Source organism: Micromonospora sp. KC213 (assembly GCF_004348325.1).
Classification (GTDB): domain Bacteria; phylum Actinomycetota; class Actinomycetes; order Mycobacteriales; family Micromonosporaceae; genus Micromonospora.
On the sequence record NZ_SMKF01000003.1, the window covers coordinates 25,153 to 39,669 of the forward strand.

A 14,517-nucleotide genomic window follows, 5' to 3' on the forward strand; every position below is an offset into this window, starting at 1 on the left:
GGCGTGGAACTATCCGCGCGGGTCGGTTCACTTTGCTCTGCCGCCATCGGCGCACCACCCTGAAGACCAGTGGGTATCACCGGGAGGGGTGGTGTCCTCGGGTGACGACTACTCACCCAGGGTTACCGGTGCGTGGGTGGCGGCAGAACACAGAAGCCGGGGCGGGGTCGGCGCAGCCGCCAGATCGGCTACACACCGCGACGTTTTACCGTTGCCGCGCCGCCCGTCGGATGCGGCAGGGGGCGCCCGGCGGGAGGATCACCGCATGGCGTACGTCTTCCTGCTGCTCGCGATCTCCGCCGAGGTGCTCGGCACCAGTCTGCTCAAGGCGACCGACGGGTTCACCCGGCTCTGGCCGACCCTCGGCCTGGCGGTGTCCTACCTGTTCGCCTTCGGGATGCTGGCCCTGGCGGTGCGGGACATCCCGGTCGGGGTGGCGTACGCGGTCTGGTCCGGGCTGGGCACTGCGGCGATCGTGGCGATCGGTGCCGCCTTCCTGCACGAGCCGCTGAGCGTGACCAAGGTGGTCGGTGTCGGCCTGGTCATCGCCGGCGTGGTGATCCTCAACCTCGGCGGCACCCACTGAGCACGGCCAGATCTGCCCACCCGTCGTCTCGGACCCGGGCCGGCTGACCCCGAACGCCACCGTCACCTGGACCGCCTGGATCGGCGTGGATCTCGTTGAGGTTGCCCCCGGCGCATACGCGCCCGATCCTGCCTGTCCGATCGAGCGTGGGCAATCCGGCTGCCCGCTCCTTTTGATCTAGCCATTTGCATCTGGCAATGGTGATCCGGGCTGTCGTAGGGTTCCGGCAGCACCCCGAGAGACGCACTTTATGGGCGGATTCCGCCCTGATTGAGGTTGGGCGGTGGGCGATGGTGACCATGGAGCGTCCGACCGGAGAACCTGCGACACACGACCCGGAATGGGTCGACGACATGTTGCTGGGCGGCGGTTCGGCCGATGTTTGTCTCCGTCTGCCGGAGCCGGTCGACCGGGGCACCCTGCGCCGTCTGGTGGCCGAGGCACAGACCCGGCTCGCCGCCGCCGGGCTGCGTCCCGGCGGTGCCGCCGCGCTGCGCCTGCCCCCGTCGCTGGCGTACGTGGTGAACCTGCTGGCCACCTGGCGTAGCGGCGCACAGGCCGTCCTGCTCGACCACCGGCTCACCGACCACGAGGTCGACCGGGCGCTGGCCCGGCTCACCCCACAGGTGGTCGTCGCCCCAAGCCACGTCGCCGGCGGCGCGCTGCGCGTCTTCGTCGACGTGACCGAGACGGTGCACCGGTACGCCGATCGGCCGGCCACCAGCGGGCACGCGGTCATCCAGCTCAGCTCCGGCTCCACCGGTCCGTCCAAGGTGATCGGTCGCACCGCCGACGACCTGGTCGCCGAGGTACGCCGCTACACCCGCATCGACGGGGTGGCGTTGCCCGGCGAGCGGATCGTCCTGCTGCCGTCCATGGTGCACGTGCTCGGCCTGGTCGGTGGGCTGCTCTACGGGCTGCACGCCGGCGTCGAGTTGGTCCCGCCGACCCGTCTCTCCGGCGACGCGATCCTGGCGGCCGTGCGGGCCCAGGACACCCCGGCGACCGTGCTCGGCGTGCCGTTCCACATCGGCCTGCTCGCCTCCACCCGCCCCGACGGTCCGCTGCCGCAGTTCAGGCGGATGACCACCGGCGGGGAGCTGGTGCCGGCCGCGACCGCCCAGGCGTTCGCCGACCGGTTCGGCGTCCCGCTGGGCAACATGTACGGCATGACCGAGGTCGGGGTCATCGGCACCGACCTGCACGGCGAGCACCGTCCCTCGATCATGCCTGCCCCCGGCATCGAGGTGCGCGAGGTTGACGGCGAACTCCAGGTGAGCTGCCCGGCCTCGCCGTACGTCGGGCTCAGCGACCCCACCCGGTGGGCCGACGGCTGGCTGCACACCCGCGACGCCGGCACCGTCGACCCGGCGAGCGGCCTGGTCACCGTCAAGGGGCGCCTCGACTCCCAGGTCTCCGTCGGCGGGATGAAGGTGGACCTCAGCGAGGTCGAGAGCACCCTCACCGGGTTGCCCGGGGTGGCCGCCGCGGTCGTGGTCTACGACGACGGCATCACCGCCTACGTGCAACCCGACGGGCCGCTGACCGAGGAAACGCTGGACGGGCTCCTCGCCGAACGGCTCGCCGGCTACAAGCGTCCCCGCACCCTGCACCTGGTCGACCAGCTGCCCCGGACCACCACCGGCAAGCTGGTCCGCTCCGTCCCCGCGCTTCGGCTGACCGCGCCGTGACGCGCGGCAGCCGGTCCACCGCCGTCAGCTCGCCCACGAGGAGAGGTTGAACCCATGCGCGACGAGGTCCGCACCTTCGTCATCCAGCAACTCGAGGACATGAACTACGACGTCGACGGAATCGACGACGACACCACCCTCGGCCCCGCCGGCGTCGACCTGGAGTCCCTCGCCCTGGCTGACCTGGCCGTCCGGGTCGAGGACCGGTACGGCCTGACGTTCGCCGACGACGAGTCGGAGCGGCTGGCCCTGATGACGGTCGGCGAGTTCACCACCATGATCGCCGAGCGGGTCGCCGGGGCGACCGCCGACAACCGCTGATGTCGGGTCAACCCGACCTGGCGCGAGCCGACCTGCTCGGCATGCTCGCCGACATGACCGCCAAACCCGTCGACCAGGTGTCGCACCGGGTCGGCTCGATGGAACTGGCCTGGCTCGTGCACCTCGTCGAGCAGCGCTACCAGCGGCGGTTGGATCTCACCGACGACCAGCTGGCCGCGATCCGCACCGTCGATGACGCCCTGGCGGTGTTCCGCACCTCGCTGACCAGCGCCACGGATGGATGAGCGGGAACCCGTACCGATCACCGGAACGTACGCCGTCAGCGCCCTGGGCCGGGGCGTCGACGCGCAACTCGACGGGGTGCTCCGCGCCGCCCCGGCGTTCCGGCCGGTACGCCGATTCGACACCACCGTCCGCCGGGTGGGCGTGGCCGCGACCCTGCCCGACGTCGACACCCTCCCCGACGAGCTGACCGAAGCCGTGACGGCCGCCTGCGCGGCGGCCGCACTGACCGCCGCGCACCGGACCGGGTCGGCGTTCTTCCTGGCCACCCACGGTGGCCCCGGTACGCTGCCCGGCCCGTTCCGCGCCGACCGGCCGATAGCTGTCGCACCCGAGGCGGGGCGCGACGAACGAGGGCCGCTGCCGGCGCTCGCCGGGCACCTGGCCCGACGGTGCGGGCTCGGCGGCCCCACCCGCGTCTACACCACCGCCTGCGTTTCGGCCAGCACCGCGGTGGCCGACGCCGCCGCCCTGATCCGCCGAGGTGACCGGGAACGGGTCGTGGTCGCCGCCGGTTACCTGGTCGAGCCGGACCAGTTCGCGCTCTTCGACGCCGGCCGGGCGCTCGCCGACGACGGGGCGGTCCGCCCGTTCAGCGCCGGCCGGCGGGGGCTGCTGCTCGGCGACGGGGTGGCGGCGGTGGTGCTGGAGTCCGCCGGGGCGGCCCGACGTCGGGGCGCGTCACCGGTGGCGGCCCTGCACGGCTGGGGCCGGGCCGGCGACGCGTACCACCCGTGCCAGCCCGACCCGACCGGTCGCGGGCTGGCCCGGGCGGTCGGCGCGGCGCTGCGGCGCGCGGGCCTGGAGCCGGCGGCGGTCGGCTACGTCAACGCCAACGCCACCGGCACCGGGTTCGGTGACGCCGCCGAGGCCGCCGCGCTGCGGCTGGCCCTCGGCGAGCACGCCGGCCGGGTGCCGGTCAGCTCCACCAAGTCGGTGCACGGGCACGCGCTGGAGGCATCCGGTCTGCTCGAACTGGTGGTGACCGTGCAGGCGTTACGGCACGGGACGTTGCCGGTCAACGCCGGTTGGCTCGGACCCGACGAGACCTGCCCGCTGGACGTGGTCACCGACGCCCCACGACCGGCGGTCGGCCGGTACGCGCTGAGCCTCAACGCGGCGTTCGGTGGCGCGAACACCGCCCTGCTGGTGGGCGCGCCGTGACCGGGGCCGCTGACCGGGCGCTCGGGACCGTGCCAGGCGGACCGGGCGGCCCGGGTGGGGTGCGGACGTCGCGGGTGCTGGCCGAGGCGCGCTGGCCGGAGCCCGGCGACGGGTCGCCGCCCCCGTTGCCGGGCTTCGTGCACTCGTCGTTCGCGCCCCTGGTGGCCGCGGTGGCCGGGCGCTGCCTGCGCCGGCGGACCCCACCGGCCGGCAGCCGGTGTGCGGTCGTGTTGGTCAGTGCGGCCGGGGACCGGCCCAGCGCCGACCACGTCCGGGCCACGGTCGCCGCCGGTGGCCGGATCGGACCGCTGTTCTTCTTCCAGTCGGTGCCCAACAGCGTCGCCGGGCACGTCGCGGCGCGCTGGGGCCTGGACGGCCCGGTGGTGTGCCTGAGCCCGACGGGGAACCCGCGGGCCGACGCCGTCGCCGAGGCGGAACTGCTGCTGCACGACGGCGACGCCGACGTGGCGTTGCTGGTCCTTGTCGAACACGCGCCCGACGGCGCCCCCACCGGGGCGGTCGCGGTGCTGCTGGGGGAAGGAACGAGCCCATGAGGACGAGGGGACTGCGCGGAGCACTGGCCGCCGACACCGCGATCGGCGCCGGTAACGTGCTCGCCCGGGTGCTGGCGCACGGGGCCGACCCGGACGGACCGGGGTTGACCTTCGACACCGCGGTCGACGGGTACCCGGCCGGACAGCCGCTGACCCTGGGGCAGCTCGACGAGCGGGTCGCCGCCCGGTCCGCCTGGCTGCACGAGCGCGGGATCGGACCGCGTGATCCGGTGGCGGTGTGGGCGACCAGCGCCGCCGACACGGTGCTCAGCTTCCTGGCACTGGCCCGGCTCGGCGCGATCCCCGCGCTGATGAACGGCAGGCTGCGTCCGGAGATCGCCGCCGAGTACCTGCGTCGACTGCGGGCCGTCGGGGTGCTCGCCGACGCCGAGCACGCCGAGGCGCTCGCCGGTCACGACCCGGGTGCCCTGCTGCTCGGCCAGCCGGCCGAGGCCGGTACGGGTGACCCGACGACCGCCCCGGCCCACTACCGCCACCACGACGAGGACCCGGTCGTCATCACCCACACCTCCGGGACGACCGGCGTGCCGAAAGCCGTGCTGCACTCGCACGCCAGCCTCTTCGCCGCCACCCGGCACCTGCTGGCCATGCCCCAGGCACAGGGCACCCGACGGATCCTCAACGCGCTGCCCGCCCCGCACACCGCCACCGTGCTCATGGTCAACCAGGCGTTGGGCAACCAGGCGGAGATGCTGCTGGTGTCCGAGCAGGGCGGACAGCGGGTGCTCGACGCCATCCAGCGCTGGCGTCCGGACGGCGTGTTCGGCTTCTCCGTCACCTGGGCGGAACTGGCCCGCTTCGACCTGACCGGGTACGACCTCGACTCGGTGCGGTTGTGGTTCAACACCGGTGACGCCACGCACGAGCCGCACGTACGCCGCCTGGTGGCGGTCGGCTCCCGGGACGTGATGACCCGCGACGGGGTGACCCGGGTGCGGGGTTCGGTCTTCATCGACGGCCTCGGCTCCAGCGAGATGGGACACTCGATGTTCCACATCACGCACACCACCGCGACGAGCCGGTACGGCCGCTGTGTGGGCCGCCCGTACCGGTTCACCAGGGTGGCGGTGCTCGACCCCGACGGCACCGAACTGCCACCCGGGCAGGTCGGGTGGCTCGGCATCGACTCGCCGTCGCTGTTTCGCGGCTACTGGAACGACTCGGTCACCACCCACCGGTCCCGGCTGCGCGGCTGGTACCTCACCGGCGACCTGGTGTACGCCGACGACGAGGGCCGCTACTACCACCTGGACCGGGCCGTCGACGCGGTCGACGCGGGAAACGGAAAGCGGTTCTACACGGCCCTGTCGGAGGAGCGGGTCCTCGCCGCCTGCCCCGACGTCACCGACTGCACGGTGGTGATGGTCGCCGACGGCGACGGGGTCGTCACCGACGTGCTGCTGGAACTGGCCGCCGGCGCCGACCCGGACACCGACCGCGCCGAGGCGGTGCGGGTGGCGCTCGGCGACGACGTCGGGGCGACCCTGCGCCGGGTGGTGCCGGTCCGCGCCGACGACATCCCGGTCACCGTCACCGGCAAGGTCCGCAAGGTGGCGCTGCGCGAGCGCTACCTGACCGAGTCGCCGTCATGACCGCCGTCATCACCGGGATGGGGCTGCTCAGCCCCGTCGGCCGGGGCGCGGCGGCCACCTTCGACGCGCTCACCAGCGGCACGTCGGGGCTGACCCGACCGCCCGAGGGACACCCGGCCCGGGAGTCGCTGGAGGTCGCCGGCCTGCTGCCGGAGATCGACCCGCGTACTGTCGCCACCGGACCGGAGACCAGGGTGCTGGACCGGATCGTGGTGCTGGCGCTGCTCGCCGCCGCCGACGCGCTCGCCGACGCCGGGATCGAGGTCGGCCGGGACGTCGACCCGGAGCGCGCCGGTGTGATCGTCGGCGGGGTGGGCGGGTTGTCCACCCTGGAGGCACAGGTGGTGGCGCGGGCCGCCCGGGGCCGCGCCGCGGTCAGCCCGTACCTGCTGACCGGGATCCTGCCGAACATGCCGGCGGCGCGGATTGCCATCACCCACGGCATCCGCGGCTACAGCTCCTCGGTCGGCACCGCCTGCGCCTCGGGGGCGCAGGCGGTCGCCGACGCGGTTCGGCTGATCCGGGCCGGGGAGGCCGACGTGGTGCTCTGCGGGGCCAGCGAGGCGCCGCTGTTCCCCACCTTCGCCGACACCTTCGGCAACGCCCGCGCCCTGGCCCGGGGCTGGGCCGACCCGACCGAGGCGAGCCGGCCGTTCGACCGGCGTCGCAACGGTTTCGTGCTGGCCGAGGGGGCGGCGCTGCTGGTTCTCGAACGGGCCGAGCACGCCGCCGCGCGCGGTGCCACCGGGTACGCCGAGATCGTCGGGTACGGGACGACGACCGACGCGTACCACCCGACCGCCCCCCGGCCCGACGGGGCGGGTGCGGCCGAGTGCATGCGCCGGGCGCTGGCCACCGGGAACGTGACGTCGGGCGACGTCGGCTACGTCAACGCCCACGGCACCGGCACCCGACTTGGTGACGTCGCGGAGACGACTGCGCTGGCCCGGGTCTTCGGCGACGGTGGGGTGCCGGTCAGCTCCACCAAGGCGCTCACCGGGCACCTGCTCGGCGCGTCCGGGGTGGTGGAGGCGGCGGCCTGCGCGCTGGCGCTGGGCGCCGGGCTGCTACCGCCCACGTACCACCTCGACGACCCGGATCCGGCCTGCCCGGCCGATCACGTCCGGGGACGGGCGCGGGCCACCGGAACCGACTTCGCACTGACCAACTCATTCGGCTTCGGCGGTCAGAACGTCAGCCTGCTGCTGCGGCGGACCACCGGGGGAAAGGGACGGGACAGATGGACATCCGGGGAATAGATCACATCGAACTGCACGTGGGCGACCTTCAGCCGGCCGCCCGCCTCATGGAGCGCGGTTTCGGCTTCCGGTCGCGGGGACACGGGGGACCGGAGACGGGGCTCGCCGGGCAGCGGTGCCGGCTGCTGACCCAGGGCGACATCCGGCTGCTGCTTAGCACCGGGCTGACGGCGGAGCATCCCGCCACCGGGTACGTCCGTCGGCACGGCGACGGTGTCGCGGTCCTCGCGCTGGAGGTGGCCGACGCCGCCGGGGCGTACGCGGAACTGGTGGCCCGCGGCGCGACGCCGGTGACCCCGCCGCGCACCTTCACCGGCACGGACGCCGAGGTGGTGACCGCCGAGGTCGGTGGCGTGGGCGACGTGCGGCACCGCCTCGTCGAGCGACGCGGCGACCGGGCCGACTTCCTGCCCGGCGTCGTCGAACCGGTCCCGGCCGCCGCCGACGGGCAGCTGCTCGCCGAGGTGGACCACCTGGCGGTGTGCCTGCCACCCGGCGCGCTCGACGCCACCGTCGCCCGCTACGAGCACGTCTTCGGGTTCCGGCCGGTCTTCGCCGAGCGCGTCGAGGTCGCCGGCCAGGCGATGAACTCCACCGTGGTGCGGGACGCCAGCGCCCGGGTCACCCTGGTGCTGCTGGAACCGGACACCGGCGCGCGGCCCGGCCAGCTCGACGCGTTCCTCGCCGCGCACCACGGGGCCGGGGTGCAGCACCTCGCGCTGCGCACCGACGACATCGTCGCCGCCGTCGGCGCGCTGACCGCTCGCGGGGTCCGCTTCGCCGGCACCCCGGCCGCCTACTACGACGACCTGCCGCGGCGGGTCGGCGCGTTCGACGCACCGCTGGACCGGCTGCGTGAGCTCGGCATCCTGGTCGACCGGGACCACGGCGGCCACCTGCTGCAGATCTTCACCGAGTCCACGCACCCGCGCCGGACCCTGTTCTGGGAGGTCATCGAGCGACGCGGGGCGCGCACCTTCGGCAGCGGAAACATCCAGGCCCTGTACGAGGCCAAGGAACGGGAGCTGGCCACGGCGGGGGAGGACCCCGTCGTCGTGGCCGGCCGGGCAGGAGGGATGCCGGTATGACCACCACCGAGTTCCAGCCGACGCTCACCGCCGAGGAGGAGGCGCTGCTGCCCACCGAGGCCGACGTGCGCCACTACGCCGAACACGGCTGGTACCTGTCGAAGAAGCTGCTCACCGACGCCGAGGTGGACGCGCTGGCCGCCGCGACCGACCGGTACTACGCCGGCGAGCGGGACCGCACCCTGCCGGTGCGCCCGCCCAAGCTCGCCTACTGGGAGCCGTCCAGGGGCCCCGTGCAGCGGCACAACGACTACGTCCACCACGAGCACGACGGCATCGCCGCGATCCTGCGTAAACCCCTGATCGGGGCGGTCGCCGCGCGGCTGGCCGCCACCGACGAGATCCGGGTCTTCCAGTCCACGCTGATCTACAAGCCGCCGATCTCCGGTGAGCCGTCCAACATCGTGCCGTGGCACTTCGACAAGCACTACTGGGCGTCCTCGTCGTCGGAGAACATGCTCACCGCGTTCATCCCCTTCCACGACTGCGGCGAGGAGATGGGCACCATCACCATGGTGGACGGCTCGCACCGCTGGTCCGAGATCGGCGCGGACGACACCGTGGTGCGGCACTTCGCCGAGCGGGACCGCGACCAGTTGGAGGAGATGCTGGCCCGCAACGCGGCCCACAACGGCGCGACGATCCGCAAGATTCCGATGGTGATCCCGAAGGGACACATGAGTTTCCACCACTGCCGCACCTATCACGGCAGTGGCCCCAACGTCAGTGGCCGTCCCCGCCGGGCCGTCTCCCTGCACCTGCAGGACGGCTCGAACGCCTGGCGTGAGTTCCCACTGTCGGACGGCACCCTCGCCGCGTACAACCACGACGTGCTGGTCCGCCGCACCGCCGACGGGCGGCCGGACTACGCCGACCCCGACTACTGCCCGGTCATCTGGCGCGGCCGGGTCGGGCCGGACGCCCCCGCCGCCGTACCGGAGGGCCGCGACCGGTGACCGGCGCCGACCCGGTCGGGCTGTACCGCACGGTACGGCTCATCCGCCGCTTCGAGCAGCGGGCCATCGACCTGGTCCGGGCCGGGCAGATCGTCGGCGGCATCCACCCGTACCTCGGTCAGGAGGGGATCGCCGCCGGAGTGTGCGCCGCGCTGCGCCCGACGGACCTGGTCACCGGCACCCACCGCGGGCACGGCCACGTGCTGGCCAAGGGCGCCGACCCGGCCCGGACGATGGCCGAGCTGTGCGGCCGGGAGACCGGGCTGAACCGGGGCCGGGGCGGGTCGATGCACGCCGCGGACCTCTCCGTCGGCGTGCTCGGCGCCAACGCGATCGTCGGCGCGGCCGGTGCGATCCTCACCGGGGCGGTGTGGGCGCACCGGCGGCGCGGCGACGACGTGGTGGGGGCGACGTTCTTCGGCGACGGGGCGGTCAACGAGGGGATGCTGCTGGAGGCGTTCAACCTGGCCGCGCTCTGGCGGGTGCCGGTGCTGTTCGTCTGCGAGAACAACGGCTACGCCACCACCATGCCGGTGGCCGGCGCGGTGGCCGGCACCATCACCGGCCGCGCGGCGGCGTTCGACATGCCGGCGACCGTCGTCGACGGGCAGGACCCGGAGGCGGTACACGCGGTCGCCGCCGCCGCCGTGGCCCGGATACGCGCCGGTGGCGGGCCGGAGCTGGTCGAGGCGCAGACCTACCGGTTCGACGCGCACCACACCTTCGAACACGTGGTACGCCTCGACTACCGCCCGCCGGAGGAGGTGGCCGCCGGCCGGGCACGGGATCCGGTGGACATTCAGGGCGACCGGCTCGCCCCGCACCGGCGGGCGCAGGTCGACGCGGAGGTGGAGGCCACCGTGGACGCGGCCGTCGCGTTCGCCCTGGCCGGCCCCGAACCCGACCCGGCCGGGGCGTTGGACCACCTGTACGCCAGCGGGCTGACCGCCCGGGCCGGAGGGGGGCAGGGATGAGGCTGTCGTACCGGCGGGCGCTGACCCGGGCGCTCGCCGACGAACTGGCCCGCGACGAGTCGGTGTTCCTGCTCGGCGAGGACGTCCGGGTGGGCGCTTCCATGATCACTTCTGGTCTGTGCCGGCGGTTCGGGCCGGAGCGGGTACGCGACACCCCGCTGTCGGAGCAGGCGTTCACCAGCTTCGCCACCGGGGCGGCGCTGGCCGGGATGCGGCCGGTGGTGGAGTTCCAGATCCCGTCGCTGCTCTTCCTGGTCTTCGAGCAGATCGTCAACCACGCGCACAAGTTCCCGTTGATGACCGGTGGCCAGTGCGCGGTCCCGGTCACCTACCTGGTGCCCGGCTCCGGTTCCCGTACCGGCTGGGCGGGCCAGCACTCCGACCACCCGTATCCGCTCTTCGCCCACGTCGGCATCGTCACCGCCGTGCCGGCCACCCCGGCCGACGCGTACGGGCTGCTGGTGTCGGCGATCCGCCACGACGACCCGGTGGTGGTCTTCGCGCCGGCCGGCGCGCTCGACGTCCGGGAGGACGTCGAGCGCCTCGCCCCGGTGCCGTTCGGCCGGGGGGTGGTACGGCGGGCCGGCGACGACGTCACCGTGGTCGCCGTCGGCCATCTGGTGCACGACGCGCTCGCCGTCGCCGACGAACTCGCCGGCCAGGTGTCGGTCGAGGTCTTCGACCCGCGCACCGTCTACCCGTTCGACCTGGACGGGCTGCTCGCCTCGGTGACCCGCACCGGCCGGCTCGTGGTGTGCGACGACGCGAACCGGTCCTGCGGGATCGCCGCCGAGATCATCACCAGCGTGGTGGAGCGGGTGCGGCTGGCCGTACCGCCACGCCGGGTCACCCGCCCCGACGGGGCGGTACTGCCCTTCGCCCCCGGACTGGACCGGGCCGTGCAGCCCGGCCGGGAGGCGCTCACCGCCGCCATCCACCACGTAGCGAAGGACCCGACATGATCGACGTGAACTATCGGTGGCCGGAAGCCGGCCAGGCGTGGCGTGACCTGCCGGAGCCCACCCGGCGGCAGATGGTCGCCGCCGGCGCGCAGGAGTGGGAGCGGATCTTCCACGGCCGGGCGACCTACAACAAGCAGTGGCGGCTGGCCCGGCCTCCGGTGCTGACCGCCGACGGGTTCCGTGAGCTGAACGAGGTCTGCGACCGGATCGCCCAGCTCATCCTGGACGCCTGCCGGCGGCGGGCGCGTACCGCGGGGCAGTTGCGCGAGCTGCTCGGCGTGCCGCGGGGGGAGACCCAGCTGCTCGACGAGGACGAGCCGCTGTCCGAGGCGCTGCTGGCCGCGTACCGGCCGGACGTGCTGATCTCCGGCGGGCAGCCGCGGATCGTCGAGTACAACATCGACAGCAGCCTCGGCGGCGGGTTCGACACGGACACCGTCATCCAGCGCTACGGCGCGCTGTACGCCGAACGGGGTCTGCTCGACGGGGTGCCGGCCCGGCCCGCCCCGTCCCTGCTTGATCAACGATTCGTGGCGATCCGCGACGAGTTGGGCCTGGCCGACGGGGCCCGGGTGGCGCTGCTGATGGACTTCGACGGCGACTACCCGGGCCTGGACGACCCGGAGACGTTCATCCGGATCCTGTCGCCCCTGGCCGACCAGGCCCGGCGCTTCGGCATCGATCTGGTGATCGCCCCGGTCGCGACGGCCACCCTGGACGCCGGGCGGCGACTGGTGGTGGACGGTGCCCCGGTGGACGCCCTGTTCCGCCTCTTCGTGCCGAACCGGGTCACCCCGAGTGCCGGGCTGGACGCGGTGGCCGGGGCGCTCGCCGCCGGCACCCTGCCGATGTTCGTCAGCGCCGCCGCGTGGTTGCTCGGCAACAAGCACAACTTTGCCTGGTTGTACGAGGACCTCGACCGGCTCCCCGCCGACGACCAGGCCCTGGTCCGCCGGTACGTGCCGCACACCGTGGCGCTCACCGCGGCGGAACTGGACCGGGCGCTGGCCGACCAGGCGGACCTGGTCACCAAGCCGGCCAACGGCTCCGCCGGGCACGGGGTGCTGATCGGCCGGGAGGTGAGCGCCCAGGCCTGGGCCGAGGGGGTGCGCGCCGCGATCGCGCGGGGCGGCAACATCCTGCAGGAGTACATGCCGGCCGACCGGGTGGCGATGGACTTCGTGCAGATCGAGACCGGTGAGGTGGTCACCGCCGACGTGCCGTACAGCATCGCCCCGTACCTGTTCGGCCGGACCGGGTCCGGCGGCCTGGCCCGGGTCGGCTACCCCGGCTGCGACGAGGTGCTCAACCTGGCCCACGGCGTCCTCCTCTCCGGCCTCCTGCTCACCGACTGACCAGGCGTAATCGGGGGGACTCGGCCGGGTGGCCTGTCTGTCGGTGGTTCGCCCGCTAGCGGGCGGCCAGGTGGGCGCCGAGGCGGCGGACCGTCTCCGCCGCCGCGATGGCGTCGCTGCGCGCGCTGCCGTGCCGGCCGTCGCTGCTGTAGAGCGACGGGTCGGCGACGGCCGGGTGGTCGGTCAGGTGCACGTGCAGCGCGCCCAGCCGCCCGGCGAGCCGGCCGGTGCGGGCCGACAGCAGGCGCATCCGCTCACCCAGCCCGGCCCGCAGCGCCGCCGGCACGGCCGGACTGTGCGACACGTCGAACATGCCGACGGTGATCACGTCGGCTCCGGCATCACGCAACGCGCCGACCATCGCGGTCATCTCGGCGTCGACGGCGTCCGGGTCGTACGACGCGCGGAACGCGTCGTTGCCGCCGCACACCACCAGGGCCAGATCGGGGGCGAAGGCGAGCGCCGTCTCCAGTTGCGCCGCGCGGACCTCGTGCGCCCGCAACCCGCGCCGGCCCAGGTTCAGGTACGCCAGCCCGGGCGCCGCCACGCGCAGCTCGGTGGCGATCCGGTCGGCCCACTGCACCTCGGGGTACCCGGCGACCGGCTCGCACAACCCCTCCGCGACGCTGTCGCCCAGCACCACGAACCGGCGCCACGGATGCCCCCGCAACAGCGTGGCGCTCTCCCCGGGACGAAGGCAGAACGGATCCGTCGCTTCGGTCAGCGTCGATGGCATGCCGGCACGGTAGCGAACCGGTGGCGACCTCGGCCAGCCGCCGACCGGTCAGGCCGGGTCCAGCTCCACCTCGGCCAGGTAGACGCAGGCGCGGCCCTCGTGGGAGGAGTAGTAGCTGACCCACAGGAGCCCGCCGTGCCAGACCAGGCCGGGGTAGCTGGTGTCCCCGCCGGAGGGCAGCGCCACCAGTTCGGACAGCTCGCCCCGTTCCGGGTCGAGCAGGCAGATCGCGGTGCGGACCGGGCCGTCGTGCCGGCGCACCCCGGCGATCAGCCGGCCGTCCGGCAGCCGGCGCAGCGCCGGCCCACCCACCCGGACGCCCAGGTCGGTCCACTCCCAGTGCCGGTACGGCGGGTGGGCGAGCCCCAGTTGGGCGGTGGCGCTGTCCCGGTCGCGCCGCAGCAGGCAGTACGCGGTGCCGTCCGGCGCGAAGGCGAGACCCGACTCGTTGGGGTATCCGTCGGCGAACAGCGTCGGCACCCAGGGCTGCAGGTCCAGTCCGTCCCCGCTGCGGTAGAGCCGGACGAAGCGCGGCTCCCGGGTGGCGTACCCGACGCCGTACATGGCGTCCCGGTGCCAGACCGCCTGCCACACCCAGACGTCCTGCTCGCCGAGGAGGCTGGAATCGCTCCACCGTTGCCCGTCGTCGGAGAGCCAGCTCACCGTCCGGAACGTCTGTGCCGCCTTCGGTGGCGGGCCGGACGCCACGGCGGCGAGCAGTTGCAGCCGGCCGTCCGGGCGGACGACGAAACGCGGGTCACGCAGGTCGCCCGACGGCCGGGCCAGCACGGCCGCCGGCCGCCACGTCCGGGCGTCGGGCGAGGTCAGCACCCGGATCACCCCGTCGTCGGAGACGTGACCGTCGCCCTCGCGAAAGGCGCACCACCAGCTGTCGCGGTGACGGACCAGATCGGTGAAGGCACTGTGCGGCGCGGCGTCGGCGATCCGCCGGACCGCCCGCACCCGGGCCGTCGTACCGCTCGTCGACGTCGCGGTCATCACGCCACCTCCCGGT

The 14,517-nt window shown here is 74.0% G+C and carries 15 protein-coding genes; 13 read left to right on the forward strand and 2 right to left on the reverse strand.

From position 1 onward, the window contains the following. The first annotated feature begins 265 nt into the window (after positions 1 to 265). From E1166_RS01450 to E1166_RS01510, 13 genes are all read left to right on the forward strand, one after another. Positions 266 to 586 carry a multidrug efflux SMR transporter gene (locus tag E1166_RS01450; protein WP_132335049.1) on the forward strand — a complete coding sequence of 107 codons (321 nt, stop codon included), beginning with the start codon at positions 266 to 268 and terminating at the stop codon, positions 584 to 586. A gap of 299 nt (positions 587 to 885) precedes the next feature. Then, positions 886 to 2,277 (forward strand): class I adenylate-forming enzyme family protein, encoded by a 1,392-nt coding sequence (locus E1166_RS01455; protein ID WP_132335051.1) that lies wholly within the window; start codon positions 886 to 888, stop codon positions 2,275 to 2,277. Positions 2,278 to 2,331: 54 nt separating this feature from the next. Then, positions 2,332 to 2,598 carry an acyl carrier protein gene (locus tag E1166_RS01460; RefSeq protein ID WP_132264806.1) on the forward strand — a complete coding sequence of 89 codons (267 nt, stop codon included), beginning with the start codon at positions 2,332 to 2,334 and terminating at the stop codon, positions 2,596 to 2,598. Then, complete coding sequence (locus E1166_RS01465; protein ID WP_132335053.1) at positions 2,598 to 2,843, forward strand: acyl carrier protein; 246 nt, start codon at positions 2,598 to 2,600, stop codon at positions 2,841 to 2,843. Before E1166_RS01460 ends, E1166_RS01465 begins: the two co-directional genes overlap by 1 nt. Beyond that, the gene (locus E1166_RS01470; RefSeq protein WP_132335055.1) at positions 2,836 to 4,005 is read left to right on the forward strand and encodes a beta-ketoacyl synthase N-terminal-like domain-containing protein; all 1,170 of its coding nucleotides are present in this window, start codon (positions 2,836 to 2,838) and stop codon (positions 4,003 to 4,005) included. Before E1166_RS01465 ends, E1166_RS01470 begins: the two co-directional genes overlap by 8 nt. Positions 4,006 to 4,079: 74 nt before the next feature. Continuing rightward, positions 4,080 to 4,559 (forward strand): beta-ketoacyl synthase chain length factor, encoded by a 480-nt coding sequence (locus tag E1166_RS01475; RefSeq protein WP_132264838.1) that lies wholly within the window; start codon positions 4,080 to 4,082, stop codon positions 4,557 to 4,559. Next, positions 4,556 to 6,172 carry a class I adenylate-forming enzyme family protein gene (locus E1166_RS01480; protein ID WP_132335057.1) on the forward strand — a complete coding sequence of 539 codons (1,617 nt, stop codon included), beginning with the start codon at positions 4,556 to 4,558 and terminating at the stop codon, positions 6,170 to 6,172. The genes E1166_RS01475 and E1166_RS01480 overlap by 4 nt, the downstream gene beginning before the upstream one ends. After that, entirely contained in the window at positions 6,169 to 7,431 is a 1,263-nt protein-coding gene (locus E1166_RS01485; RefSeq protein WP_132335059.1) for a beta-ketoacyl-[acyl-carrier-protein] synthase family protein, read from the forward strand. Before E1166_RS01480 ends, E1166_RS01485 begins: the two co-directional genes overlap by 4 nt. After that, positions 7,413 to 8,519: a 4-hydroxyphenylpyruvate dioxygenase gene (gene hppD, locus E1166_RS01490; RefSeq protein ID WP_132335061.1), complete on the forward strand. Its 1,107-nt coding sequence runs from the start codon at positions 7,413 to 7,415 to the stop codon at positions 8,517 to 8,519. The genes E1166_RS01485 and hppD overlap by 19 nt, the downstream gene beginning before the upstream one ends. Further along, positions 8,516 to 9,475, forward strand: a complete 960-nt coding sequence (locus E1166_RS01495; RefSeq protein ID WP_132335063.1) for a phytanoyl-CoA dioxygenase family protein — start codon at positions 8,516 to 8,518, stop codon at positions 9,473 to 9,475. The genes hppD and E1166_RS01495 overlap by 4 nt, the downstream gene beginning before the upstream one ends. Continuing rightward, a complete protein-coding gene (locus E1166_RS01500) occupies positions 9,472 to 10,449 on the forward strand; it encodes a thiamine pyrophosphate-dependent dehydrogenase E1 component subunit alpha (protein WP_132335065.1) in 978 nt (325 codons plus the stop codon). The genes E1166_RS01495 and E1166_RS01500 overlap by 4 nt, the downstream gene beginning before the upstream one ends. Continuing rightward, positions 10,446 to 11,411 carry a transketolase C-terminal domain-containing protein gene (locus E1166_RS01505; RefSeq protein ID WP_132264822.1) on the forward strand — a complete coding sequence of 322 codons (966 nt, stop codon included), beginning with the start codon at positions 10,446 to 10,448 and terminating at the stop codon, positions 11,409 to 11,411. The genes E1166_RS01500 and E1166_RS01505 overlap by 4 nt, the downstream gene beginning before the upstream one ends. Next, positions 11,408 to 12,766: a hypothetical protein gene (locus E1166_RS01510; protein WP_165944201.1), complete on the forward strand. Its 1,359-nt coding sequence runs from the start codon at positions 11,408 to 11,410 to the stop codon at positions 12,764 to 12,766. The genes E1166_RS01505 and E1166_RS01510 overlap by 4 nt, the downstream gene beginning before the upstream one ends. A gap of 55 nt (positions 12,767 to 12,821) precedes the next feature. Here E1166_RS01510 and E1166_RS01515 read toward each other — a convergent pair whose 3' ends face one another. Together E1166_RS01515 and E1166_RS01520 are read right to left on the reverse strand one after the other, a co-directional pair. Continuing rightward, complete coding sequence (locus E1166_RS01515; protein WP_132335067.1) at positions 12,822 to 13,502, reverse strand: SGNH/GDSL hydrolase family protein; 681 nt, start codon at positions 13,500 to 13,502, stop codon at positions 12,822 to 12,824. Between the two features lie 48 nt (positions 13,503 to 13,550). Next, complete coding sequence (locus tag E1166_RS01520; protein ID WP_132335069.1) at positions 13,551 to 14,501, reverse strand: exo-alpha-sialidase; 951 nt, start codon at positions 14,499 to 14,501, stop codon at positions 13,551 to 13,553. Between the last annotated feature and the right edge of the window lie 16 nt (positions 14,502 to 14,517).